Here is a 25,277-nt window from a genome sequence, read left to right as displayed (position 1 = left end):
ACGTCTAGGCGTAAAATAACTAGTCAATGGGTAGGTTTTTTGGTTAGAATACGCCCCTTAATTTTTCGCGCTGTTCCTGATGTTTGTGAAGCGCAATATTTGTGAGCATAAATACAATGGCTAAACATTTATTTACTTCTGAATCTGTTTCTGAGGGTCATCCGGATAAAATCGCCGATCAGATCTCTGATGCGGTTCTAGATGCCATCCTTGAGCAAGATCCAAAAGCACGTGTTGCGTGTGAAACTTACGTTAAAACCGGTATGGTTATGGTTGGTGGTGAAATCACGACTAGCGCTTGGGTTGATATCGAGGAATTAACTCGTAAAACTGTGCGTGAAATTGGTTATACCCACTCTGACATGGGTTTTGATGCGGATTCATGTGCAATCCTAAATACCATTGGTAAGCAATCACCAGACATCAACCAAGGTGTTGATCGTACTCGCCCTGAAGAGCAAGGTGCTGGTGACCAAGGTCTAATGTTTGGTTACGCGTGTAACGAGACTGACGTACTTATGCCTGCGCCAATTACGTACTCACACCGTTTAGTGCAACGCCAAGCACAAGTTCGTAAAGACGGTACATTACCTTGGCTACGCCCTGACGCTAAGTCTCAGGTAACATTTGCGTACGAAAATGGTAAAGCGGTTGGTATCGACGCTGTGGTTTTATCTACTCAACATTGTGATTCAGTATCGCAAGACGACCTAGTAGAAGCAGTGATGGAAACTATTATCAAGCCGACTTTACCAGCTGAGCTTATCACTGAAGCAACTAAGTTCTTCATCAACCCAACTGGCCGTTTCGTTATCGGTGGTCCTATGGGTGACTGTGGTCTAACTGGTCGTAAAATCATCGTAGATACTTACGGCGGCATGGCTCGTCACGGTGGTGGGGCATTCTCTGGTAAAGATCCATCAAAAGTTGACCGCTCTGCAGCGTACGCGGCACGTTATGTTGCGAAGAACATTGTTGCAGCCGGCCTTGCAGACAAGTGTGAGATCCAAGTGTCTTACGCAATCGGTGTGGCAGAGCCTACATCTATCAGCGTTGAAACATTCGGTACAGCTAAGCTTGAGGAATCTCGTCTAATCGAGCTTATCCGTGAACACTTCGACCTACGTCCTTATGGTCTGATCACAATGCTTGACCTAGAACGTCCAATTTATCAACCTACTGCTGCTTACGGCCACTTTGGTCGTGAAGAGTTCCCATGGGAAGCAACAGATAAGGCTGACGCACTACGTGCAGCAGCAGGTCTATAAGCCCTGCTATTCAGAGAAAAGGCGCTATATGCGCCTTTTTTGTTGCCCAGACAAAATATACTCACCCGATAAATACCTCATCAACATCATCTTTTAAGTTTTGATATTCGTCTTCATGAATATTTAGTTCAATCATGACTTTGTCTTTAAACAAGTGCCAATCTGCTGAACTTCTAAAGTGCTTTGCCTCAAAACATAGGTTTTCGGCGAGCTTTAAAGCAGCAAATGTTTGTGCATGCTGTGGATTTTTTTCTGATTCTTCAAGGTAACTGACATCATGATGACGCAAAATCATTTGGCATATTTCTCTGGGTAAGTGCCATGAGGTTGCTAAAAAATACCCAACCACTGTATGTGGCACTGGATATTTCTGCTGCTCATAATCAATCAGTGTTCGTTCTGGCCTTTCTATTGATAGCTTTATCACCTCAGCGTAGTCAGGATATTTTACCGCCATTGCAGGGATCCCTGCATCATGAAATAGCCCCAGTAATTGTAAATTCTCTAAAGGTAATGAAGACTTTAAGTAGTGACCGACGACAAGTGCAGCCTTTGATATATCAGCTGCATTGTCCCAAAATTGCTGCAGCGAAATGCAGCACTTTGATTGCTCAAATGCGTTTTTAAGCAAATACCCTGTTACCAACTGCGTAATACAAGTTACTCCCAAAAACATCACCGCTTGTCGTATATCTGTAATAGTACGAGCAAGGCCATAGGCCGGTGAATTTATCACTTTTAATACCGCAGCAGACGCACCGACATCTGCAGCAATTATGTTTGCAACAGCAAATAATTCAGGTTCTGATTTTGATAATTCATTTTGAAGTGCTTGCAGAATTTCAGGTTTAGCAGGTAGGTTAAATCCACCACGTAAATCATTTAGCACTTTGTCGTCTATATCGATCATTGGGCTACCTCAGCTTAGATATTCCAAAGTTTAGTTCATCAAGAAATATTTGCAGTATCTCTGTACAAATCACTAGGCTTTGGCGCAAACTAGACAGCTGCTAAACTATGATATGACGAAAATAATGATACAAGGTTACAATTGATGTCGAAAAACAGCCTAACGCCGTTTTTACTGGCTTTGAAAAGCGCAGATATCACCAAAATACAAGCGATGTATTGTCAGTCCACTACTGAGGGAAAAGTAGAAGTACTCAAATTTCTATTTCAAAGCGCACAAAATAATGATGCCTTGTACGGCCATTACCAAGATATCGCAACGCTTTGTCTCCAAGGTGGCGAATTTCCAACGCCGCTACTAGGTGCAATCAATTCGTTGGAAAAGTTCTCTTTTTTCTCGTCTCCTCTTATCCTATCGTCGCAAATTATGTGCAGCAACCAACAGGGAAATACCATTTTGCATATATTCTTATCAACCGTTGCGGCATCGGAAAATGGCCTTAACTATCTAAAAACACTGCTACTGTTCGAAAGTCGAGAAATCTTACAAAACGCCATTAGTCATAGAAATGACAAGCAGTTGACCCCGCTAGAGTGTTATTTAGCCTTTAATGCCAATATTGATGCACTCGCAATCCAAGAGCTAAGTGCGCTATTGGGATTAATTGAAGTGGAACGCAGACAAACCGACATTCAAGCTAGTAATGCCAAGGTCATTGAGTCACATTTACGACAGCAAAATCGATTAAGTGACTATAAACAGTTTCTCTTGGCGACATACTATAAATCAAACCATTAACAGATTAGCCTGAGATATACTCCGTTGCTGTCATACGGTGATAAGTAACGTTGTTGTGAAATAGATGAACGGGGTTAGGATCAACCACTTCAATTGGAATGTTGTTTTGTCTAGCAATATCTAATGCCATTTGCGTAATGTTCACACTAAACGAAGTACCCATAAATATTATCCGTTCTGCGCTATACATTCTGCGTTGTGCTTCGCTGATCTGATAAAGGTCAGTGTAATATTCGTCAAATAACAACACATAAGGCTTTAGTGAGTGACCTTTTTGCGGGCCATTCTTAGGGATCTTAAACACCGCTAACAATGACTCAGCTAACTGACTTTCATCAACGTCATCCCAAGGTGCAGAATAACGCTCAACCGACTCACCTTGAGTATGAAACAACGTTACTTGATCTACTCGACCATGCACAGCGATATACTGTTTGTTTCCTGCCTTACCATCAAGACCATCAATGTTTTGCGTGATAACATTTTTATCACTCAGCCACTGATGTACAGGGTTTGGCCCATGGTTGCGATAGCTAACAAAACGATGGTAATACCACTTTAGAAACTCTCCGGGATTGGATTTATACATCGCGCGAGTAGCCATTTCTTGAGGTGTATAGTTAGCAGAACCTATTGTCCAAAAGCCATCTTCACCTCGAAATGTTGGAATACCGCTTTGCGCGCTGACCCCTGCTCCGGTGATATATAACGTTTTCATTGGTTTACCATCTGTAAAAATCGACTCAACCTAAACACGAGTTATCACAAACTTGATTAGATTAAAACAAAGTATGCAACCAGCGCAACGATTGCAACCGTCGCTGCAACATACAATGGTAACTTATTGCTAGGCTTCGCTACTGTTATCGTGTCAACTTGACTATCATGTTGATTTTTTGGTGTGTCAGCAGATTCAGAAACATCCGAAGCTGGCTCACTTGTTTCCGTTGTTTTTGGTTGTGATTCTGGCTCAACGGTTCCATCGAAAGCGCTACAAGGGATTTGCCACTGATACCCTTTACGCGAAAAAGTCTTGATCGCATCATCACCAAACAGCGCTCTTAAATGGCCTATATTTTGAAAAACAACCTGATCAGTCACCTTTCTGTCTGGCCATACTTTTTCTAGTATGTCTTCTTTGCTGTGAATGGTTTGTGGAGCAGATAAAAATAGCTCTAAAATCTGAGCGGGTTTTTGTTTTAGGTTTAGCTTTCGATCATCTTTATAAAGCTTAAGTTCTTTGCTATCAAACAAAAAATCCTTAAAAGCGAATTTCATTTCCCTAGTCCCAACTTGGTCTTAATAACTGTAATAATTATTGTTTTATTTGTGTGTGCTACAACATAGCATTGCATTTATAGCTAAACAGACAACTAAAATATATAGCAATGTTACATCGGTTTACAAACTATTGATAAAATCGAGGGTTAGTATAGAGTGATCATTCAGAAAATCACTACCAAATCCTTAGAATAAATCGAATAGACTATAAACCTAACTGCATATAAGCTTACCACTCAATAACTTGTGAGCTTAGTTATGCTGGTTGCTTTCGCTTTTTCTATCGTGTTAATTAAGACTTCATTACTGGGGCTAAGTGGCTTAACAATAGTGCTTGCAGCTTGCTTTTTATTACTTATTAAGCGCAATATTATTGAGCTGCGCTCAGCGGTTAAGACCAAGTTTTGTCAACTCTATCAAATCGCGCTCATCACCCAGCTATTCGGGTACGTTATCTTGCTCGCCAAATTACTACTTATTGACGGTTGGCACGACCTTCCTTTATTTATAGCCAGCCATATCGTGATCCATCACGTGTGGAGTGCATTTATAGCAGCAACATTAACAGTTATGACGATAGTGAATTATCTCCAGTTAAAAGCCCAACAAAATGCCATTTAGCCAACTAAGACTGTCGCTATTTGTAAAATAAAGGCCATAAAAACAGACGTCTTCTTACATTTTATGACAGCCCTACAACAGACCTTGACAACCGCTCTGCTTATACTGTCCTCAAGTTAACTACAACGGACATTGATTATGAAATTTAACGCGCTCTTATCTGTTGCATTGCTAGCAACAAGCTTATCTTCGTTTGCTGAACAAAGTAATGAAACTCATCGCATTGGTTTGGATATTTCTGGTGGCTCAGCTTCTTATAAAAGTTCCAATCAAGACGGTGATGGTGTTGGTCAAGCCTATTTATATTATAACTATCACTTCACCCCAATTTTCGCTTTAGAGGTAGGATACAACAGTGGAGAAGATCTTGATGACTGGAAATGTAAGGATGAAAACGACCGCAAATTCATCTGCACCCAAAACAATAAAACCTTGTTCGGTTTAGGTGCAAACAACCTCGACTTTGACAACTTTGTCGTTGCCGCGAAAGGCTATTATCAAGTCTCGGACAATAGCTACTTCTACGGTAAATTAGGTGCCAACTATTATGACTACGAGATCACTCAAGGTAATACCAAATTGGTCAGCGATGATGGGATAGGATTTGTTGCAGAAGCGGGCTGGCAATATGACTGGGACAATGGCATGGCAGTTAACCTTGGCTACAAATACCTTGATATGGGTGATTTAGATACCTCTAACTTAGCGTTAGGTATAAGCTATCGATTCTAAAGTAACTCCCCGACCAATAAAAAAGCATGTGACTCTCACATGCTTTTTATGCTCTGTAGCAGCAACCCCTCACTACGCTTTAATCAAACGTTTTTGTAGAATTTGCACCTGATCTCGTGCTTGAGCCGCTTTTTCGAATTCAAGCTCTTTGGCAAACTTCATCATCTGGGCTTCTAGCCTATCGATTTCTTTTGCTATTTCTTTTGCATCCATGGCTGGCATGCCAGGCTTGAACTTAACGTCAATATCTACAACCTGATCGTCTGCAACCTCTTCGCCTAAATCCATCACATCAGTGATCTTTTTGTTCAACGCCGTCGGTATGATGCCATTCGCTTCATTATAGGCTTGTTGCTTCTCTCTGCGCCTTTGAGTTTCATCAATGGCCTGACGCATTGAATTGGTGATTCTGTCTCCATATAAGATGGCTTTGCCATGAAGATGACGTGCTGCGCGGCCTATGGTTTGGATCAATGAACGTGTTGAACGCAAAAACCCTTCTTTATCCGCATCCAAAATTGCGACTAAGGAAACCTCAGGCATATCCAAGCCTTCCCGTAGCAAGTTTATACCTACCAACACGTCAAACACGCCTTTGCGCAGATCTCGAATGATCTCCATTCGCTCCACCGTATCGATATCTGAATGTAAATAACGTACCTTAACATCATGATCGTTCAAATAATCGGTGAGATCTTCGGCCATTCTTTTGGTCAATGTTGTGACCAGTACTCGCTCATTAACACCTACACGCTGATAGATTTCTGACAAAAGATCATCGACTTGGGTTGCAACTGGTCGCACTTCCACTTCAGGGTCCAGCAAACCAGTAGGACGGATCACTTGTTCCGCAACATCCCCTCTGGATTTGTCCAGTTCATAATCTCCAGGCGTTGCTGACACATATATCGTTTGTGGTGAAATCGCCTCGAACTCTTCAAACTTTAATGGTCTATTATCTAGTGCTGAAGGTAATCGAAAGCCATATTCGACTAAGTTTTCCTTTCTACTTCTGTCGCCTTTATACATAGCCCCAACTTGCGAGACGGTAACATGAGATTCATCAATTATCATCAACGCATCGTCCGGCAAATAATCTAGAAGTGTCGGTGGTGGTTCACCCGGAGCTCGTCCCGATAAATAACGACTGTAGTTTTCAATACCAGAACAATAGCCAAGCTCGGTCATCATTTCAATATCGTACTGAGTACGCTGAGCAACTCTCTGCTCTTCTACTAAGCGATTTTTATCCAGTAGTTGCGCTCGACGTTCTTTTAACTCAAGCTTGATCCGTTCAATGGCATCAAGGATCTTTTCTCTCGGTGTCACATAGTGTGTTTTCGGGTAAATAGTTGCTCGGATCAAATGCTTTTCAACAGCACCTGTTAACGGGTCAAATAGACTGATCCGCTCAATTTCATCATCAAACATTTCCACTCTAACGGCAATGGTTTCTGATTCAGCAGGGAAAATATCAATGACCTCTCCACGAACACGATATGTGCCTCGACTAAAATCCATATCATTTCGTGTGTACTGTAGTTCAGCAAGCCTTCTGAGCATATCACGCTGATCAATCGTCTCCCCGACTTTGAGTAACAACATCATCTTCATATATGAGTCGGGGTCGCCAAGGCCGTAAATAGCTGAAACAGACGCCACTATAATAGTATCTCTGCGCTCAAGTAGTGCCTTCGTTGCCGAAAGTCGCATTTGCTCAATATGTTCATTAATCGAAGCATCTTTCTCAATAAACGTATCACTCGCAACCACATAGGCTTCTGGCTGGTAGTAGTCATAATAAGAGACAAAGTATTCAACGGCATTATGAGGAAAAAACTCTTTCATTTCGCCATATAACTGTGCAGCCAAAGTTTTGTTATGCGCCATTATAATCGTCGGGCGATTGAGATTATTAATCACATTAGCCATGGTAAACGTTTTACCAGTTCCTGTGGCACCTAGCAGAGTTTGATGCGCAAGCCCACTCTCTAGACCATCGCAAAGCTGAGCTATCGCCGTTGGTTGGTCGCCGTTTGGCTTAAACTCAGAAACCAGCTGAAATTTATCTTCCATTACGCCTCCTTTTGAAGCTCACTTTGCACAATCTCATCAATTGCTTTTTTAAACCAGTTATAAGCTATCACTGCCGTAAACAGATTACCTAAAGCAGCCCCTGCAAATAGCCCAGGTAAGCCCGCGAGCTGGGAGCCTAGATAGGCAATAGGTACATAAAACACAAACAATCGAATAATACTAAGCATGAGTGCATTCATTGGTTTGTGCAAAGCATTAAACGATGAGTTGGTTAAAATGATCACCCCTTGTAAGCCATATCCTAATGGCATGATGTAAATGAATAACTGGATAGTTTCAACGACAGCGGGCTCATTGCCAAAAGTATGGCTAATATAGTAGGCGCTCAATACCAATAAGATATACACAAAAAATTGAAAACCGAGTACGAATTTAAGCGTGTGTGTATACGCATCGCGAACACGTTGATAGTGCTTAGCGCCAAAGTTCTGGCTGATAAAAGGGGGTAACGTCATTGATAACGCTAACACTACAAGGCTTGCTATCGACTCGATACGACTGCCCACACCAAAAGCTGCAACCGCTTCAGGCCCATAACTGGCTATCACCGCCGTCATCACCGCCATCGCTAATGGCGTTAACATGTTCGCCCCCGCTGCTGGTAATCCTATTTTTAGAATTTTTTGCGCCACAGCAAAAAAACTCGCGTATTTTGCAGATAAAGAAATCAAGCGCTTTTTAACAATCAGTAAGTATAGAATAATACTAACGCCCAAGCTCCACGACAACACACTTGCAACCGCTGCCCCCTTAACCCCCATCGGCTCAATAGGCCCAAGGCCAAAGATTAATATCGGGTCCAGCACTGCATTTACTAAGCCGCCAAGAGCCATGATGAGGCTCGGTGTCTTGGTATCGCCACTGGCACGTAAAACCGAATTACCAATCATTGGCGTAATTAGCAAAATAGAGCCGATAAACCACACCGACATGTAATCATGAATAAAAGGCATGACGACCGGACTTGCACCTAGCAAGATAAATATTTCGTCAACAAAGGTGAAACCCAACAGTGAAAGCATCGAAACAAAACACGCCGAAATGATGATTGCAACGGCAGCGTCAAACTTAGCCTCCTCTAGCAAGTTGCTACCCAGCGCTTTAGCAATAACAGCGGAAGTGCCTATTCCTAATCCGATGGCCAAACTAATTACGGTAAAAGTGACCGGAAACGTAAAACTAATAGCGGCTAGCGGCTCGGTGCCGAGCATACTAATGAAAAAGGTATCAACAAGATTGAAGGTCATTAAGGTGATCATGCCGAATATCATTGGGATCGTCATGCGCTTTAACGTTGCCCCAATATCACCATGAAGGATATCATTACCATTGAAATTAGACTTAGCTTGAGTCATAACAACCTATTTCTGATATGTTAAGCGGCTCATTGTATGCTATTCAACACGTTGACGCTATGCAGGATACGTCAACATGGTTCTGCAAAATAAAAATAGCGAATATTTGCCATTAAAACCTAAATAAATATTAAGGGAGTGATTTTTCTTGCTAAGAATTACGAATCCACTAGTTTTGACAAAAAAGTTACAATACCAGCGCTAAAGCAGCATGTTTTTTGCACAGCCCTATGGCTTGAAAGTTCATAAAAGCTTCATACTGAACAACAAATAAACAAAAACTTCCAAATAAATATAACCCATTGATATTTAAAATATTAAATATTTTTCAAAATTTACTTGCAACCTCTATAGCGCCCTAATTTCATAGTCTTGCAATACTTCTCAAATAATAATAAACAATGTTATCCACAGATTCCGTGGATAAGTCTCGCTAAGCCAATAGAATAAAGGCATCCAGCCTATCCAAAATGCGATCCTACCACTCTCCCAAATGATCGCATTTAAAATCGTAACTGGATCAAATTGGATCTCTATACTAACCTTGATTCAACATTATTGAATATTCAGCAAAAACTTGAAGGGAAACCCACACAACACATTGTTTTTTATAGGATTAAGTGTAACCCTTTGATTTTTAATCTCACAAGGTGGGGATAACAAACTACATATGGTTGCATTCATTACCTTGGCCAATACCGCGCCTCACATAGATTATTATGATCACAACTTTGGCTTCCTGACTACAACCACAGATCGTAAGTAAACATCATAAAATAAGCTGTTAAGCGTATTATTCAAGCAAAACGCTCAAAAAATACATAAAACCCCACTCGATACTGTATATACATACAACACCGTTGAGATATGTTAATTTTCTTCACTCATAAATTCTATCGTAAAATTGAAGCCACAGAACAAGAAATGACCTAAGAGATATGAAGAGCTAAATACGGGCGCGTGATAATTTAACAGTTTCACTGCTAATAGCGTTAAACTCATAGCGCAAATTTGTACGTTGCAATGTCATAAAGTCACAAAAAGACCTCAAATAGTGCATAAATTCATCGCTTAATAGAGTTTTTTACGTTTCTGTGATTTTAGTAGTTGACACCTTGCAATGTCGTCATTAATATTTCGCCCCGTTGAGAGACACGCTTCCCCCTTAGCTCAGTTGGTTAGAGCGACGGACTGTTAATCCGCAGGTCCCCCGTTCGAGTCGGGGAGGGGGAGCCAATTTCTCGCATTTTTGACTATTCCCCCTTAGCTCAGTTGGTTAGAGCGACGGACTGTTAATCCGCAGGTCCCCCGTTCGAGTCGGGGAGGGGGAGCCAAATTAAACTTGGTTAGTCTGTATTGTATTTCCCCCTTAGCTCAGTTGGTTAGAGCGACGGACTGTTAATCCGCAGGTCCCCCGTTCGAGTCGGGGAGGGGGAGCCATACAATAATTATCTACTTAAGATTCCCCCTTAGCTCAGTTGGTTAGAGCGACGGACTGTTAATCCGCAGGTCCCCCGTTCGAGTCGGGGAGGGGGAGCCACTTCCAATAAATTATTAGACTTTTCTGCCTAATTACACTACCCTACAATCATTATTTTCAGTGCTTTATCTTATATAACAATAACTCTCTAAACACATCAAAAATATATAATTAAATTGATGAATTTGATAAAGAATTTGGCACTACACCCGATACTATCAGAATAATCCTCTTTAAGAAGCGTACTATGGCTGGTTTTAGAAAACTCATCATACTCCAAGTCACCTCATGGTTATTACTCTCTTTGATTAGTAGCTTTTTTTTCGCCACTAGTTTCGACTCAGCAATTAGTAAAGCACAACAAAGTGCACATGCCATGGTGACAGAATACATAAAAGACAAAAAGCTATCAGAAGTAACACCAGAGCACATTAGCCAGGCCCTAAACAGCGGCGAGGTATTTTCAACCTTCATTGTACGAGATTTTGATGGTAATACCGTTCTACAAGTTAATACACCGACGAACCTTCCTTTCGTTGCTGACTTTATAGAAACCTACATCAATGCGATCCGTCCACAATTTGCAGTCAATGATAGTAAAGACATTAAGATTGAATTTTTAATAAATGCACAGAGCCAGGCGCAGTTATTGCAACAAGCACTTTTGCTGCTTCTCGTTATTTCAGCTTTGCTTGCTTTTATTCCTGTCTTTTTCATGCAAGGTGTGTACAAAAAGCTCAACCGAAATGTCAGTATGACAGTGGCGAGTGCTGTTGACTCGTATATCACGCAAAATCAAGCCACTGACAACATAGAGTTTGATTTTAATGATGGCAAAGTAGCAGAACTTGGCCAAGAGCTAACCCCTTCTTTTAAGCGTCTGGCGAGCTTTTTAAAGTCGAAACAAGAAGACATCAAAAATGCAGCACATTCAATCAAGCAAGAAGCTTATAAAGATGTGGTTACAGAGCTTGGTAACCGTAACATGTTTGTTGAGTATTATGAGCAATATATAGAGTCTTCATCCAAAAAAGCGTTTGGATCGTTAGCAATGATACGCTGCTCCGAATTACAAGTCATAAACCAAACTCGTGGCTATCAAAAAGGCGATGAATACATTAAGTCAGTCTCGGATATTATCAAGCATGTCACTGGTACTTATGCTGGCAGCCAAGTCTTTCGACTAAATAGCTCTGACTTTGCCGTTATCTTACCCAATGTGCCAAGTAAAGAAGCAGAAGAGTTTGGCGACACGTTACAATCACGATTCACTCAATTCCAACAAAATCAAGAACTGTCTTCGGTTGCAAATACAGGAATTGTTCCATACGAAAACGGTAAACCATTAGGTGAACTTCTGTCTGTTGTTGATAACGCCATGAGTATGGCACAAAGCAAGCAAGCCAACGCGTGGCATATACAACGAGAGTCGGATCTGGTGAATAATGTTAGCGCTGGATTTGGCAACCAAAACTGGCGTCGTGTGATCCGTGATGTAATAGCCAGCAAACGTGTCAGTTTGATGATGCAGAACATTATGCCAATTGGCAAAAATTCAAAAGCTTATGCTGAAATACAATCTCGCTTTAAAACGGAGGAAGGTCAAATGCTACCGACGGCCTCCTTTCTTGCCATGGCAGAAAAACTAGAAATGGCTATCGAGATTGATCAGTTGATCATTGATACCTCTTTGGAAACGATAAAGACCCGAAACTTCAATGAAAAATACTTTGGTATCAATGTAACTGCATCAAGCGCCCATAACGATCAATTTGTGATCTGGTTAGAGCGTCGTCTCCTTAAAGAAACAAATCTTGCTTCCAAATTGGTATTTGAGGTCAGTGAATTTGGTTTGCAACAAAATATCAAAGCCAGTAAGCGCTTCATTGACATGGTACATCGAGCAGGCGCTCGGATCACAGTCGAACGCTTTGGTGTCGGTTTGACATCATTTAAATTCTTCAGAGACTTGAAACCTGATTATATAAAAATGGATGCTAGCTATACTCGAGGACTTGAAGAAGATAAAAACAACCAATACTTTATGCGCCTGATGGTCGATCTTGCCCACCGAATTGGTGTTAATGTGTTCGCGGAAGGTATTGAAAGTCAAGAAGAAAAGCATATTGTTGAAACATTGTGTCTCGATGGTGTGCAAGGCTATTATATAGAAAAGCCAAAAGAAATTTAGACTCTACTGTCTTCAAATTATGAGGGCAACATTTGCCCTCCCCTCTAATGAGCGACAATTTGCCAAAGCAGATACATTCTGTGTTATTATTGGCAAGGATTATCATTTCAATTTATCCTCGCATGTTTTTAAATCAACAAGATAAACATGGAAGATAAAGCAATGTGTTTAATACTAGATTGTCAGCAAGTGCAGAAAATAACACCATGATTTTAATAGCTTTTAACTTTTAGCTACACTTTTTAAAACTAGGTCTTACCACAGTTTTGGTAAACCAGCTAAACCCAAGGGTGGCAATAGACGTAGACTAAGATATGGTGCTGTAGTGCGAACTGGCAGCGATAAACACAGCAATGATATTGAGTAGAGGTGGTATTGTTCTAAGGAATATACCTAAAACACTAACAGAGTCTGCACTTATACCAATTCGCTTGATTAAGTGACTATTTTGAGGTGAGAAAACTTCTTATTTAGTTGTTTTAGATAAGAAACTTTTAACGTAATTAGCGTCAGATTTACTCCTTCAAATTGAGCAAGTATTAAGACTCATTGGTATTACATCAAGCTGGTTCTTTTTATGATTAACTATCACGGCAATATCATAGTGCAAAAAGCTTTGAATCGTGAGTAAGTTATAGAGGCAAGAATGACCGAGTACATTTTGTTGCTCATTGGCACCGTGCTAGTGAATAACTTCGTTTTAGTTCAATTTTTGGGATTGTGCCCATTTATGGGGGTCTCTGGTAAGTTAGATACTGCTGTGGGTATGTCTTTGGCGACAACCTTTGTGCTTACACTTGCCTCAGTTACCAGCTACCTTGTAAATCAATATATTTTGCTACCGCTCGATTTAACTTTTTTAAGAACCATGAGTTTTATTCTTGTTATCGCCGTAGTGGTGCAGTTTACTGAAATGGTTGTGAGAAAAACTAGCCCAACTTTGTACCGTTTACTCGGGATCTTCTTACCCCTTATCACCACAAACTGTGCAGTGCTTGGTGTTGCCTTACTCAACATCAAGCGAGATCATACCTTTTTGGAATCAGCAGTGTATGGCTTTGGTGCGGCGGTTGGTTTCTCTATGGTGTTAGTATTATTTGCCGCTTTACGTGAACGTTTAGCGGTGGCTGACGTACCAAGTCCATTTAAGGGCGCATCTATTGCGATGATCACCGCAGGTTTGATGTCTCTTGCATTTATGGGATTCTCTGGATTAGTTAAGTTTTAAAATATGACGTTAATGTATGCATTACTTGCGCTAGGGGCGCTAGCATTGGTATTTGGGATCGTGCTGGGCTACGCCGCGGTAAAATATAGAGTTGAAAGCAACCCAATTGTAGAACAAATCGATGCGATTTTACCGCAAACACAATGTGGACAATGCGGTTATCCAGGGTGTCGCCCCTATGCTGAAGCGATTGCGAATGGCGATGAGGTGAATAAATGCCCTCCAGGCGGCGAGGCAACCGTCAAGAAACTTGCAGACTTAATGGGTGTCGAAGCTAAACCACTGGCCGGTGGCGAAGAAGCTGAGCCGGTTAAGAAAGTAGCATATATTCGCGAAGATGAATGTATTGGCTGCACCAAGTGTATTCAGGCCTGCCCTGTCGATGCAATCGTTGGTGCAACAAGGCAAATGCACACTGTACTAATTGACGAGTGCACAGGGTGTGATCTGTGTGTTGAACCCTGCCCAGTAGATTGTATCGACATGGTACCGGTTGCACAGACCAAACAAACGTGGAAGTGGCAACTTGATGCCATTCCTGTGACACAGATTGATTAAGAGGTTTAAGTGGAAACATTACTTGAACAAATAGAAAGCGGAAAACTGTGGCAGTTCCCAGGCGGCATTCATCCACCAGAGCAAAAAGCGCAATCTAACCAACACCCTATTTCGCGCTTGCCCCTGCCTGAAAAACTCATTTTGCCATTAAAGCAACATATAGGGGCAAATGGCAGCTTGCTGGTAAATGTCGGTGATCACGTATTAAAAGGACAAGCGCTAACTGCTCCAGGCACCAATTGGTCTTTGCCGGTTCATGCGCCGACGTCGGGCGTGGTTGAAGCCATTACGCCGATGCCATCTGCGCACCCTTCAGCTATACCTGAATTAAGTATTATTTTACGTCCAGACGGTGCGGATAAATGGATAGAATTAACACCTATCCGTGATATTTCCTCTCTCGATAACGCCCAGCTTATTGAAATAATTCACCAAGCCGGTATTGCAGGAATGGGCGGTGCAGGCTTTCCAACCTATGTAAAAGCCGATAGCCCCAAGCCAATCGAGTTTTTGGTTATTAATGGTGTTGAGTGTGAGCCTTATATTACCGCTGACGATCGCCTGATGCGTGACCATGCGCAACAAATTGTGTCAGGGATAGAGGTTTTACAACAGATCCTAAAGCCTCAAAAAATATTATTTGGTATTGAAGATAATAAACCTGAAGCCATTGCAGCCGTATCAGCCGCAGCGAAGCACAATCAAGATATTTTAGTTCGTAGCATTCCAACAAAGTATCCATCTGGCGGTGAAAAACAGCTGGTTAAACTACTCACATCAAAAGAAGTGCCAAGTACAGGGATCCCAGCTGATATAGGGGTACTGGTGCAAAATGTGGGGACACTATTTGCTATTTGGCAAGCCGTTTTTGAAGGGAAACCCTTGATTGAGCGTGTTGTTACTGTCACAGGCAATACTATCAGCCAGCCAAATAATGTCTGGGCTTTACTCGGAACAGAAATAAAACATCTTCTAGACTCACAAGGCTTCTCTCCTGTTGACGCACAACGGGTAGTTATGGGCGGTCCCATGATGGGCTTTACCCTCCCCTCGGTTAGGATCCCTGTCGTAAAAACAACAAACTGTATTCTTGCACCAGACAATAAAGAGTTGGCCATTCCTGGGGAAGAAAAAGCTTGTATTCGTTGCAGTGCTTGTGCCGATGCTTGTCCACAGAGCCTACTACCTCAGCAACTACAATGGTTTGCCAAAGGTAAAGAATATGAAAAGTTAGAAGAGTATAACCTGTTTGATTGTATTGAATGCGGAGCTTGCTCTTACGTTTGTCCAAGCGAAATTCCCTTGGTGCAATATTACCGAGTAGCGAAAGCTGATATTCGCGAACAAAAACTTGAGCAGGTTAAAGCTGAGCGTGCTAAAGAGCGCTTTGAAGCAAGAAAAGCGCGACTAGAGCGAGAACAAGAAGAGCGACAGAATAAACACAAACGCCGCTCACCCAGCTCACCAGCAAAAGCAGCAGAGCAAGAAAAAGTGCAAGAAGCACTGGCTCGTGTAAAAGATAAACAATCAGACAAGTCCGCAGTACAAGCTGCCATAGCACGTGCTAAAGCCAAGCGTGGGGAAAACGGCGAACTTGAGCCTGATAACAGCGCTATCATGCAGGAGCGAGAGAAACGTAAAGCACAGGCACGTAAATATAAAGAAGCGAAAACCGAGCAAGTAAGTAGTGTTGACCAAAAGGATGCTGTAGCCGCCGCTATCGCTCGTGCCAAAGCGAAAAAAGCAGCCGCTCAAGAACAGGTTTCTTCTGATCAAGCACCTGAAGACAAAAAGACCGCTGTGGCCGCTGCCATTGCCCGTGCTAAAGCGAAAAAAGCTGCTAAACAGGCAGAAGAAGCAAACGACAACACAGCTGAGCCGAGCGAGGCTGTGCAAAGTACTGGTGACGTAGCTGACCCTCGTAAAGCCGCTGTGGCCGCCGCCATTGCCCGTGCTAAAGCGAAAAAAGCAGCTAAACAAGCTGAAGAAGCAAACGACAACACAGTTGAGCCGAGCGAGGCTGTGCAAAGTACTGATGACGTAGCTGACCCTCGTAAAGCCGCTGTGGCCGCCGCCATTGCCCGTGCTAAAGCGAAAAAAGCTGCCAAACAAGCAGAAGAAGCAAACGACAACACAGTTGAGCCGAGCGAGGCTGTGCAAAGTACTGATGACGTAGCTGACCCTCGTAAAGCCGCAGTGGCCGCCGCCATTGCCCGTGCTAAAGCGAAAAAAGCTGCTAAACAAGCTGAAGAAGCAAACGACAAAACACTTGAATCGAGCGAGGCTGTGCAAAGTACTGATGACGTAGCTGACCCTCGTAAAGCCGCGGTGGCCGCTGCCATTGCCCGTGCTAAAGCGAAAAAAGCTGCTAAACAGGTAGAAGACACAAACGACAACACGCTTGAACCGAGCGAGGCTGTGCAAAGTACTGATGACGTAGCTGACCCTCGTAAAGCCGCTGTGGCCGCCGCCATTGCCCGTGCTAAAGCGAAAAAAGCTGCTAAACAGGCAGAAGACACAAACGACAACACGCTTGAACCGAGCGAGGCTGTGCAAAGTACTGATGACGTAGCTGACCCTCGTAAAGCCGCTGTGGCCGCCGCCATTGCACGTGCTAAAGCGAAAAAAGCAGCTAAACAAGCTGAAGAAGCAAACGACAGCACGGTTGAACCGTTAGAGGAGCAACAAAGCACGGACACAGAGCAGGCGCAGCTTGATACCCAAACTCCCGAGGCCCGTAAAAAAGCCGCAGTTAAAGCCGCAATTGCAAAAGCAAAAGCGAAAAAGCAAGCCAAAGAACAAGAAGGAAATGAACCGTCATGAAATTAACCATGGCTTCATCCCCGCATAACCATAGCCACAAGTCAGTCAGCAAAATTATGATGACGGTTATGGCTGCCTGTATTCCTGGGATCCTAGTGCAAACCTACTTTTTTGGTTTTGGCGTATTAATCCAGCTAGCGTTAGCCCTGATTACTGTGAGTCTTACCGAGGCTGCCGTACTGAAACTAAGAAGCCGTGCAATATGGCCAAGTTTGAGTGATGGTAGCGCTTGGCTGACAGCACTACTACTTGCCATCAGCGTGCCACCACTGGCACCTTGGTGGGTGACAGTAATAGGTGCATTCTTTGCTATCGCCATCGTAAAACAATTATACGGTGGACTCGGGTTTAACCTATTTAACCCAGCCATGGCTGCCTACGTACTATTGCTGATTTCTTTTCCTGTACAAATGACCTCTTGGTCTCCGATTCAAGAGATAGTAACCCAAACACTAAGCTTGGCTGATCAGTTTGCGATGATATTCACTGAAGCAACTTCTCAAGGCGTGACTTTAGATAAGTGGAGCACAAGCGTCATTGATGGCGCGACTAGTGCCACACCGCTAGATTCAGTAAAAACTTCTGTATCGCAAGGGTATACGGTAACAGAAGCAATGAGCTATATCGGCTTTGGTGAAATCGCGGGGTTGGGCTGGCAATATGTTAACTTAGCCTTTTTACTTGGTGGGCTTTATCTTTTAAAGGCCAAAGTGATCAATTGGCACATCCCAGTATCTTTTATCGTTAGCCTTGGCCTTGCCAGCGGAGTTGGCTACATTATTGCGCCGCAATCAGAACCTGGTACTCTCTTCCACCTGTTTAGCGGTGCAACTATGCTAGGCGCATTTTTTATTGCAACCGATCCTGTTTCAGCCTCAACAACTAACCTTGGGCGCTTAATTTATGGCGCAGCGATTGGCTTAACTGTTTATGTGATCCGTCAATTTGGTGGTTATCCAGACGCAGTTGCTTTTGCCGTCGTGATAATGAATATGGCTGTGCCACTGATTGATCATTATACTCAACCACGCACCTATGGCCACGGAGCAAATTCATGATAATTCAATCGATGCAGAAAAACGGTTTGATCTTAGCTGCATTTGCGTTGGCAACCACGGGCGCAGTAGCACTGATCAACGACATCACCAAAGATAAAATAGCAAATCAAGAGCAGCAACACCTTATGCAGTTACTTTCTCAAGTGATTGCCAAAGATCAATATGACAATACACTTTATCTTGATTGTACCACCAGCAACGCCCCTGAATTAGGACCGCAAGGGCCGCATACAATTTATCGCGCTAGACTTAATGGTGCGCCTTCGGCGTTGCTGGTACGACATATCACGCCAAGAGGCTATAGCGGTAATATCGATATTCTAACCGCTGTTAACCGAGAAGGAGTGATCTCTGGTGTGCGTATAACACGTCATGAGGAAACCCCGGGGCTAGGTGATAAGGTTGAGCTGGCAAAGTCTGCCTGGGTAACAACTTTTAATGGTGTCAACGTTACTAGTGAAGCTGATCCACACTTGAATGTGAAAAAAGATGGTGGTCAGTTTGATGCCTTCACTGGCGCAACCATTACCCCACGCGCTGTGGTTACGTCAGTAAATCAAGCGGCTTGGTTCGCCAAAACACACTTTGACGCCTTATTTGATGCGAAAAATACTTGTGAGGTATCACAATGAGCCAACTCAAATCACTGTACCTGGAAGGTACATGGAAAAATAACCCTGCATTAGTGCAGCTATTAGGGCTATGTCCGCTGCTTGCCGTCACTTCAACTGTGACTAACGCACTGGGGCTTGGTATTGCCACATTGTTGGTTCTAGTCGGTTCTAACTTAACGGTTTCTGTTGTCAGAAACTGGGTACCCAAAGACATTCGGATCCCAGTTTTTGTTATGATAATCGCAGCGTTTGTCACCGTGATCCAACTCCTGATGAATGCTTATACCTTTGGTCTGTATCAGTCCCTTGGGATATTTATTCCCTTAATTGTTACTAACTGTGCAATCATTGGCCGAGCGGAGGCTTTTGCTTCAAAAAATACACCGCTATTGTCAGTATGGGATGGTTTAATGATGGGCTTAGGCTTTGCATTGGTATTGTTTGTGCTCGGCGCCATGCGTGAACTTTTAGGCCAAGGTACCTTATTTGACGGTGCAGAGCTTTTGCTTGGTGACTGGGCAAGTGTGCTACGTATCGAAGTATTCTCTTTTGATCACCAGTTTTTGGTTGCAATTTTACCACCAGGCGCCTTCTTAGGTCTGGGGTTGCTTATCGCCGCTAAAAATGTCATCGACCACCAAATCAAAACCAAAAACGCGGTGCCAGCTCCCGAGCAAGTTAAAGGGCCGAGAGCACGAGTTACAAACCTAAATTAGCCCTAGGTTCGCAGCGACACCGTCACTGTCGCTGCTAGCAAAACCGTTATTGAGCTTAGCAAGTAAATCTTATGAATAAACAAAAACGCATAGAAATACTCACGCGATTAAGGGACGAAAACCCGCACCCTGAAACTGAGTTAGAGTATTCATCACCATTTGAGCTACTCATGGCCGTTACCCTCTCAGCGCAAGCTACAGATGTTGGGGTGAATAAAGCCACTCGCAAGCTTTTTCCTGTTGCCAACACGCCTGAACAAATCTTGGAACTGGGCCTTGAGGGCTTACGAGACTATATCAAAACTATTGGTTTATTTAATTCAAAAGCCAATAACGTCTATAAGATGTGTCAAATTCTTGTCGACAAACACGGTTCCGAAGTCCCTGAAAATCGAGAAGCCTTAGAGGCATTGCCAGGGGTGGGCCGAAAAACCGCAAACGTAGTATTAAACTGCGCTTTTGGCTGGCCAACTATTGCCGTAGACACCCATATCTTCCGCGTCTCTAACCGCACCAAGTTCGCGATGGGTAAAGATGTCGTTGCAGTAGAGCAAAAGCTAGAGAAGGTCGTTCCCAAAGAGTTTAAAGTCGATGTCCATCACTGGCTTATTCTTCACGGTCGATACGTATGTACAGCTCGCAAGCCGAAATGCGGTTCATGCCTCATTGAAGATCTATGTGAGTTTAAAGACAAAGCTGCTTAGAAAACCAAATTACGGAATAACTAAGAAGAATCTGTAAATGTTAAGCAACAAGACTGCTTGAATAGTAAAAACCTATATTCATAAAGTAACATACGAATCAGGAAACAAATGATGAGTGAGTCAATAACAAAAAAAGAAAAAGTTCAGGCTATTATCGAAATTCTAGACAAACTTTATCCTGAAGTTCCTATCCCTCTTGATCATAAAGATCCATACACCTTATTAGTTGCAGTATTACTATCTGCTCAGTGTACTGATGAACGTGTAAATCAGATCACGCCAAAACTATTTGCGAAAGCTGATAACCCTTATGACATGATAAAAATGAGTATCGATGACATCAAAGAAATCATCAAGCCATGTGGTTTATCACCAATGAAATCAAAAGGTATCTGGCACCTTTCTGAGATGATTATCAATCAGCATAATGGTGAAGTGCCGCAGAATTTTAAAGATCTCGAAGCAATGCCAGGTGTAGGTCACAAAACGGCATCAGTGGTAATGGCACAAGCCTTTAACGTGCCAGCTTTCCCAGTCGATACACACATTCATCGTCTAATGTATCGTTGGGGCCTATCTAATGGCAAAAGTGTAGAGCAAACAGAAAAAGATGGAAAACGCCTTTTCCCAAAAGAACGTTGGAACGACCTTCATCTTCAAATCATTTACTATGGCAGAGAATATTGCCCTGCAAGAGGCTTTGACTTAGATAAATGTATTATCACTCGCCAATATGGCCGCAAGAGCTTCATAAATGAAATTCTGAAAGAGCAAGCCAAAAAGAAATAACTTTCAATAAAAAGTGCCCACTAAAAGGTGGGCATCAATCTATGTGATAACAGCTGCATTTTTGTTTGATTAAGTTTGTCGTTAATTTTAATTATGACCATGAAGGGGAAACTTTGCGCTGTTGCGATCTTCCCCTAATACTAGGCACCTGCTAGCCGATTGACATCAGATTTCATATTCTTCAGGGGAAGAGCACCTAAAAAATGAGACGAGTAAAGTTATGTAAATAACCTTCCCCCAAGCAGCTTTAATTATTATGAGCTATGATTTGATCAATCTGTAGTTGAGTTGGGGGGCTTTATGTTCAGTAATCGTTTACTATTGGTGTGTAGTTTCTTCTTCTTAACTGCACTTACTGCCTGCGGCAGTGGAGGCAGCGATGCTATAGATTCTCCGCCTTTTTTATTTGTTCCCGAACCAGATAATAGTATTCCTATCGTTAAAGCTGAATCGACTTATGTAACGTTTGTAGATGAAGATGTTACATATGCAGAAGGGCTTAGACACGAGAGTTCAAGTACAACAGCTGTTGCAACTCCGCTTAAATTAGATGTCTATTACCCTAGTAATGGCTCTACCAACAGACCTGTTTTTATGTTTATTCATGGTGGTGGATTTACCGGGGGCACAAAGACTAAACCAGAAATCGTAGACATGGCAAGTTACTATGCTTCAAGAGGGTGGGTTTTTATTTCAATAGATTATAGAACAGCCGAAGCGTTAATTACGAGAACAAGCATGCCTCAAGATGAGTTACTCTCTTACTTTAAAGGCCTTGCACCGCAAGAGTGGATTGAACATGCTCTCCAAGGTGTTGAAACGATAAAACAGTTTGAACAAGCTGTCGCTATGTATATGGCTCAAAGAGACGCAAAAGCCGCTCTTCGTTGGATAGTAGCAAATGCGGGCATCTACAACATAAACACTGATTACATCACTGTTGGCGGAGCCTCAGCAGGGGCAATTACAGCAATTACACTAGGTATATCAAACCTAGAAGATTTTAGAGACGAAATATCAATTAATAACGACCCTACACTTGCAACAACAAACATACAAGAGGCCTATGACGTAAAAAACATGGTTTATTTTTGGGGTTCAAATGTAAAACTAGACCTGTTCGAAGATGTGTATGGAGCGTATTTATATGACAGTGACGACCCTGAACTTTTCATGGCGCATGGTACTAATGATGCGAATCCATCTACACCATATTCTGAAGCAATAGAATTACAAGGAATCTATGATTCTTTAAGTATTCATAACGTGCTTGTTACTTTAGAAGGTGCTGGACATGGCGCTTGGGATGTAACCGTTGGTGGACAAAATTTATCCGGAATAACCTTTGATTATATAGTAGAGAGGCAAAATCTAACTGTTGAATAGTCAAGTTAATCTATAACTACCCCAGATTTTGTAAAGCTCATTGGTAGAATTACGTTGCCTCAAGATAGTGCATCGTGAGGCTGCGCATAATTATAACTATCTAACCAAGCTAGGTGAAAATGTCCTTGGCGATATCTAAGTCTATTGTTACTTTATTCATGTGACTCTCTATGCTTTGTTTATGCGAAAACTTACCCCAAACTAATATGGCGCATCATGACGCCGATGGGGAGTAGAGAGTCCATTCCACTAATTACCTTAATTAATTGATCTGTTTTTAGGCGAGAAAGTATCGTTGATAACACCACTATCGCGCCCTGCTATCGCTGAAGTGCCTACATCCATGTAGGCAAGGCAAAAACTATGCTATTTATTTGTTCTCAATAAGAAATTTATAACGCAGTTAGCGTCAGATTTACTCCTTCAAGTTGAGCAAGTATCGAGGCTAGTTGGTATAATGGTGCTAGGCAGCGCAGTTCTAAGACACGGCAGCCTAGCGCTTGTAGCGCTTAGCATTTTCCTGCAATTGCGCTAACAAATTAGCCTTTCTCGCGAAGGTGTTGGTTTAACTCAGTTATATCAACGCTATAAATATTCATAAGGCCGTTATGGATCCTTCCCTGTCGCTGAAGCAATTCATCATAATTGTTTACAGCTTTCACATCTGGGTTTTTATCACTGGAGAAAAACAAAGTATTACCATCAGCTGATAGAATCGGATCTGAGTCCATACGGCGCGAATTGATTTTATCGCCTAGATTTATCGGTTTTCCCCACTTACCCTCTTTTTGTTTCACCGATACATGTAAATCGTAGTGACCAAAGCCCCCCGGTCTCATTGACGTGAAAAATAGTAGTTTTCCGTCCGTTGAAACCTCAGGGTCAGCATCACTTGCTGTGGAATTGAGCTCTGAAATCTCAATTGGCGCTTGATATCCATCGGGGTGGTACTTAGAAAGGAAAAGGTCTACGCTGCCCGTCGTTCCTTTTATAATAGATGAGAAGTAGATATCTTTATTAGTGTGTACAGTTGGGTAGATCACAGTATGATCTCCGTTAATTTTGCCAGGCACTAACTCGGGTTGGCCAAATTTATCACCATCATAGCTGACTTGCCACATCTGAAAGGTGCCATTTTCCACATTATCTACCGGCCTTCTGGAAGTAAAATAAAATGTGTTACTGTCTTTGGAGAAGTACGGATTAGTATCGTGAAATTCGCCACTAAAAGGAAGTAATGTTGGGGTTTGCCAAGCACCCCCTTGTTTATGAGAAATGACTAGAGCACTGTGTGAAAATTGGGCTAACGCTCTAACAAACGCAAACTTTTTACCATCTGGAGACAAACTAGAGCCGTACTCAAATTGATTCGTCGATACGATGTTTGGCGCAAATAAACTTGGCTCTAGGTTGTTTAAAATCATAGCTAACTTGTCATCAGCTTGTACTGACCAATGCACAGAAATTGCGGAAATCAATAACCCTATTTTAGCGACTGCTTTACGCTTTATCATATAAATATCCTTTCTTATTATCGTACACTTTATTTACTTTTTGATAATTGTATGTGTGTTGAATCGAACTTCTTGAAAAGTAACTTTGTCGCCAAATAATATTCTCAAAACATAACTGAAAAAACGACAACCCTACATGACTTAGCGATATACAGAAACTTAATAAAAAAATACCTTATTAAGGTACGTTAATTTTTAAAAGTCGGGTTGGTTTTACAGTAATTTATCATGTATTTGAGCGACATAGCGCTAATACAGTGTATGTTATGCCACATAAATCAGCAGAAAGACACCATAGCTGCTTATTCTCAGTGACTTGCTCACCGCCCAAATATTTATCACCTACGAATTTCGGCTCTTTTCTGGCACAGCTATTGCTTATAAAAACACAGATGTCATTTTTTTGATTTGGAGTTTTTTATGGAATTTGCGTTACTTGCTATCTTGGCTCTAGTGGTCGTTGCTTCCATTGTCGCTTCTAAGTACACCGATGTGGGTGGCAATCCTTATCCGTTCAACCGCAAAGAATCTGTTTTTACTACTGTCGAAGCGTCGTTTCTGCATTTACTAGAACGTGCTGTTGGCGACAAGTATAAAATTGTAAGTCGGATAAAGCTAATTGATGTAATTGAATGTAAACCTGGTATTTCACAAAAAGCACGCCGTGCCGCGGTGACTAAAGCAAAAAACAAGCAGCTTGATTACGTGCTTGTAGATAAAGAAACACTGAAAATTGTTGCCGCTGTTGACTTGGTTAATAACGCCAATAAAAACGGCCATAAAGCGCAAAAGGATTGGTTTGTCAGTGGCGCGTTAGAGTCAGCTGGTATTCCGCACATTCGTATGAAGATCAAAAGCGGCTACCAAAGCGCAGAAGTCAGAGCTGCTATCTTGTTCAAGTTAGGACAAAAAGTGGAAATGCCGAAGAAAACCAGAAACCGCACATACAAACCCGCGGTATTATCTCCTTCACAAGCAAAGGCACAATCCACCCAATTGGCTGAAATTTAGCAAAACGGGCACTAGCCTAATGCTGATCAGTTAAGAAGTTGATCGGTTGACCGATCAAAATGATCATGCACAATCCGTAGCTAGGCAACTAACTACGGATTTTTTGTGAATATAGAACAAGCTCTTCATTCAGCTTTTGAAGA

21 protein-coding genes and 4 tRNA genes are annotated in these 25,277 nt (G+C 42.2%); 19 read left to right on the top strand and 6 right to left on the bottom strand.

Annotated elements, in window-relative coordinates; all coding sequences use genetic code 11:
- The first annotated feature begins 116 nt into the window (after positions 1–116).
- Positions 117–1,268, top strand: a complete 1,152-nt coding sequence (gene metK, locus F9Y84_RS14510; RefSeq protein ID WP_125251582.1) for a methionine adenosyltransferase — start codon at positions 117–119, stop codon at positions 1,266–1,268.
- A 61-nt stretch (positions 1,269–1,329) separates the two neighbouring features.
- On the opposite strand, the gene F9Y84_RS14505 is transcribed toward metK, so the two are convergent.
- Entirely contained in the window at positions 1,330–2,178 is an 849-nt protein-coding gene (locus F9Y84_RS14505) for an HDOD domain-containing protein (RefSeq protein WP_125251581.1), read from the bottom strand.
- A gap of 144 nt (positions 2,179–2,322) precedes the next feature.
- Between F9Y84_RS14505 and F9Y84_RS14500 the strand changes: the two genes are divergently transcribed.
- Positions 2,323–2,976, top strand: coding sequence for a hypothetical protein (locus F9Y84_RS14500; RefSeq protein WP_125251580.1), 654 nt, complete (start codon positions 2,323–2,325; stop codon positions 2,974–2,976).
- Positions 2,977–2,980: 4 nt separating this feature from the next.
- Here the strand turns inward: F9Y84_RS14500 and F9Y84_RS14495 are convergent, their stop codons facing one another.
- The gene (locus F9Y84_RS14495; RefSeq protein ID WP_147390682.1) at positions 2,981–3,694 is read right to left on the bottom strand and encodes an SIR2 family NAD-dependent protein deacylase; all 714 of its coding nucleotides are present in this window, start codon (positions 3,692–3,694) and stop codon (positions 2,981–2,983) included.
- Positions 3,695–3,750: 56 nt separating this feature from the next.
- Positions 3,751–4,254, bottom strand: coding sequence for a winged helix-turn-helix domain-containing protein (locus F9Y84_RS14490; protein WP_147390683.1), 504 nt, complete (start codon positions 4,252–4,254; stop codon positions 3,751–3,753).
- A 261-nt stretch (positions 4,255–4,515) separates the two neighbouring features.
- On the opposite strand from F9Y84_RS14490, the gene F9Y84_RS14485 reads away from it, so the two are divergent.
- Both F9Y84_RS14485 and F9Y84_RS14480 read left to right on the top strand, forming a co-directional pair.
- Complete coding sequence (locus F9Y84_RS14485) at positions 4,516–4,878, top strand: hypothetical protein (protein ID WP_147390684.1); 363 nt, start codon at positions 4,516–4,518, stop codon at positions 4,876–4,878.
- A 138-nt stretch (positions 4,879–5,016) separates the two neighbouring features.
- Entirely contained in the window at positions 5,017–5,610 is a 594-nt protein-coding gene (locus F9Y84_RS14480) for a porin family protein (protein ID WP_125251576.1), read from the top strand.
- Positions 5,611–5,682: 72 nt separating this feature from the next.
- Here the strand turns inward: F9Y84_RS14480 and uvrB are convergent, their stop codons facing one another.
- Positions 5,683–7,686: an excinuclease ABC subunit UvrB gene (uvrB, locus tag F9Y84_RS14475; protein WP_125251575.1), complete on the bottom strand. Its 2,004-nt coding sequence runs from the start codon at positions 7,684–7,686 to the stop codon at positions 5,683–5,685.
- On the bottom strand, positions 7,686–9,062 hold the full coding sequence (locus F9Y84_RS14470; RefSeq protein ID WP_128732452.1) for an MATE family efflux transporter: 1,377 nt from the start codon (positions 9,060–9,062) through the stop codon (positions 7,686–7,688). The genes uvrB and F9Y84_RS14470 overlap by 1 nt, the downstream gene beginning before the upstream one ends.
- A 1,159-nt stretch (positions 9,063–10,221) precedes the next feature.
- Here F9Y84_RS14470 and F9Y84_RS14465 point away from each other — a divergent pair.
- The 14 genes from F9Y84_RS14465 to F9Y84_RS14400 all read left to right on the top strand — a co-directional run bounded on the left by F9Y84_RS14465 (position 10,222) and on the right by F9Y84_RS14400 (position 22,609).
- Positions 10,222–10,298: transfer RNA gene (locus F9Y84_RS14465), tRNA-Asn, on the top strand.
- Positions 10,299–10,319: 21 nt separating this feature from the next.
- Positions 10,320–10,396 (top strand) — tRNA-Asn (locus F9Y84_RS14460).
- A 29-nt stretch (positions 10,397–10,425) separates the two neighbouring features.
- Positions 10,426–10,502 (top strand) — tRNA-Asn (locus F9Y84_RS14455).
- A 23-nt stretch (positions 10,503–10,525) separates the two neighbouring features.
- Positions 10,526–10,602, top strand: a tRNA-Asn gene (locus F9Y84_RS14450).
- A gap of 187 nt (positions 10,603–10,789) precedes the next feature.
- Complete coding sequence (locus F9Y84_RS14445; RefSeq protein WP_125251573.1) at positions 10,790–12,733, top strand: EAL domain-containing protein; 1,944 nt, start codon at positions 10,790–10,792, stop codon at positions 12,731–12,733.
- A 646-nt stretch (positions 12,734–13,379) separates the two neighbouring features.
- Entirely contained in the window at positions 13,380–13,961 is a 582-nt protein-coding gene (gene rsxA / locus F9Y84_RS14440) for an electron transport complex subunit RsxA (protein WP_128730139.1), read from the top strand.
- Between the two features lie 3 nt (positions 13,962–13,964).
- On the top strand, positions 13,965–14,519 hold the full coding sequence (gene rsxB, locus F9Y84_RS14435; RefSeq protein ID WP_125251571.1) for an electron transport complex subunit RsxB: 555 nt from the start codon (positions 13,965–13,967) through the stop codon (positions 14,517–14,519).
- Positions 14,520–14,528: 9 nt separating this feature from the next.
- A complete protein-coding gene (gene rsxC / locus F9Y84_RS14430) occupies positions 14,529–17,342 on the top strand; it encodes an electron transport complex subunit RsxC (RefSeq protein WP_168756768.1) in 2,814 nt (937 codons plus the stop codon).
- Positions 17,339–18,400 carry an electron transport complex subunit RsxD gene (gene rsxD, locus F9Y84_RS14425; protein WP_147391229.1) on the top strand — a complete coding sequence of 354 codons (1,062 nt, stop codon included), beginning with the start codon at positions 17,339–17,341 and terminating at the stop codon, positions 18,398–18,400. Before rsxC ends, rsxD begins: the two co-directional genes overlap by 4 nt.
- Positions 18,397–19,032 carry an electron transport complex subunit RsxG gene (rsxG, locus tag F9Y84_RS14420; RefSeq protein ID WP_147391230.1) on the top strand — a complete coding sequence of 212 codons (636 nt, stop codon included), beginning with the start codon at positions 18,397–18,399 and terminating at the stop codon, positions 19,030–19,032. The genes rsxD and rsxG overlap by 4 nt, the downstream gene beginning before the upstream one ends.
- Positions 19,029–19,730, top strand: coding sequence for an electron transport complex subunit E (locus F9Y84_RS14415; RefSeq protein ID WP_147391231.1), 702 nt, complete (start codon positions 19,029–19,031; stop codon positions 19,728–19,730). The genes rsxG and F9Y84_RS14415 overlap by 4 nt, the downstream gene beginning before the upstream one ends.
- A 71-nt stretch (positions 19,731–19,801) precedes the next feature.
- A complete protein-coding gene (gene nth / locus F9Y84_RS14410; RefSeq protein WP_147391232.1) occupies positions 19,802–20,434 on the top strand; it encodes an endonuclease III in 633 nt (210 codons plus the stop codon).
- Between the two features lie 108 nt (positions 20,435–20,542).
- Positions 20,543–21,223 (top strand): endonuclease III, encoded by a 681-nt coding sequence (gene nth / locus F9Y84_RS14405; protein WP_208723425.1) that lies wholly within the window; start codon positions 20,543–20,545, stop codon positions 21,221–21,223.
- A 300-nt stretch (positions 21,224–21,523) separates the two neighbouring features.
- Positions 21,524–22,609, top strand: coding sequence for an alpha/beta hydrolase (locus F9Y84_RS14400; RefSeq protein ID WP_147391233.1), 1,086 nt, complete (start codon positions 21,524–21,526; stop codon positions 22,607–22,609).
- Positions 22,610–23,148: 539 nt separating this feature from the next.
- On the opposite strand, the gene F9Y84_RS14395 is transcribed toward F9Y84_RS14400, so the two are convergent.
- Complete coding sequence (locus F9Y84_RS14395) at positions 23,149–24,123, bottom strand: PD40 domain-containing protein (RefSeq protein WP_147391234.1); 975 nt, start codon at positions 24,121–24,123, stop codon at positions 23,149–23,151.
- A 420-nt stretch (positions 24,124–24,543) separates the two neighbouring features.
- On the opposite strand from F9Y84_RS14395, the gene F9Y84_RS14390 reads away from it, so the two are divergent.
- Complete coding sequence (locus tag F9Y84_RS14390) at positions 24,544–25,134, top strand: DUF2726 domain-containing protein (RefSeq protein ID WP_125251563.1); 591 nt, start codon at positions 24,544–24,546, stop codon at positions 25,132–25,134.
- Positions 25,135–25,277: the final 143 nt, after the last annotated feature.

The sequence above is a fragment of the Pseudoalteromonas peptidolytica genome (assembly GCF_012641745.1).
Classification (GTDB): domain Bacteria; phylum Pseudomonadota; class Gammaproteobacteria; order Enterobacterales; family Alteromonadaceae; genus Pseudoalteromonas; species Pseudoalteromonas peptidolytica.
Note: the sequence above shows the minus strand (reverse complement) of the source record. Positions and strands in the feature narration are given on the sequence as shown.

Coding starts and splice junctions, on each gene's coding strand:
- F9Y84_RS14400 (WP_147391233.1), top strand. CDS start 21,524: ATGTTCAGTAATCGTTTACTATTGGTGTGTAGTTTCTTCTTCTTAACT.
- F9Y84_RS14415 (WP_147391231.1), top strand. CDS start 19,029: ATGAGCCAACTCAAATCACTGTACCTGGAAGGTACATGGAAAAATAAC.
- F9Y84_RS14500 (WP_125251580.1), top strand. CDS start 2,323: ATGTCGAAAAACAGCCTAACGCCGTTTTTACTGGCTTTGAAAAGCGCA.
- F9Y84_RS14445 (WP_125251573.1), top strand. CDS start 10,790: ATGGCTGGTTTTAGAAAACTCATCATACTCCAAGTCACCTCATGGTTA.
- nth (WP_147391232.1), top strand. CDS start 19,802: ATGAATAAACAAAAACGCATAGAAATACTCACGCGATTAAGGGACGAA.
- F9Y84_RS14480 (WP_125251576.1), top strand. CDS start 5,017: ATGAAATTTAACGCGCTCTTATCTGTTGCATTGCTAGCAACAAGCTTA.
- metK (WP_125251582.1), top strand. CDS start 117: ATGGCTAAACATTTATTTACTTCTGAATCTGTTTCTGAGGGTCATCCG.
- F9Y84_RS14390 (WP_125251563.1), top strand. CDS start 24,544: ATGGAATTTGCGTTACTTGCTATCTTGGCTCTAGTGGTCGTTGCTTCC.
- rsxA (WP_128730139.1), top strand. CDS start 13,380: ATGACCGAGTACATTTTGTTGCTCATTGGCACCGTGCTAGTGAATAAC.
- F9Y84_RS14505 (WP_125251581.1), bottom strand. CDS start 2,178: ATGATCGATATAGACGACAAAGTGCTAAATGATTTACGTGGTGGATTT.
- rsxG (WP_147391230.1), top strand. CDS start 18,397: ATGATAATTCAATCGATGCAGAAAAACGGTTTGATCTTAGCTGCATTT.
- rsxB (WP_125251571.1), top strand. CDS start 13,965: ATGACGTTAATGTATGCATTACTTGCGCTAGGGGCGCTAGCATTGGTA.
- rsxD (WP_147391229.1), top strand. CDS start 17,339: ATGAAATTAACCATGGCTTCATCCCCGCATAACCATAGCCACAAGTCA.
- F9Y84_RS14470 (WP_128732452.1), bottom strand. CDS start 9,062: ATGACTCAAGCTAAGTCTAATTTCAATGGTAATGATATCCTTCATGGT.
- F9Y84_RS14395 (WP_147391234.1), bottom strand. CDS start 24,123: ATGATAAAGCGTAAAGCAGTCGCTAAAATAGGGTTATTGATTTCCGCA.
- uvrB (WP_125251575.1), bottom strand. CDS start 7,686: ATGGAAGATAAATTTCAGCTGGTTTCTGAGTTTAAGCCAAACGGCGAC.
- nth (WP_208723425.1), top strand. CDS start 20,543: ATGATGAGTGAGTCAATAACAAAAAAAGAAAAAGTTCAGGCTATTATC.
- F9Y84_RS14490 (WP_147390683.1), bottom strand. CDS start 4,254: ATGAAATTCGCTTTTAAGGATTTTTTGTTTGATAGCAAAGAACTTAAG.
- F9Y84_RS14485 (WP_147390684.1), top strand. CDS start 4,516: ATGCTGGTTGCTTTCGCTTTTTCTATCGTGTTAATTAAGACTTCATTA.
- F9Y84_RS14495 (WP_147390682.1), bottom strand. CDS start 3,694: ATGAAAACGTTATATATCACCGGAGCAGGGGTCAGCGCGCAAAGCGGT.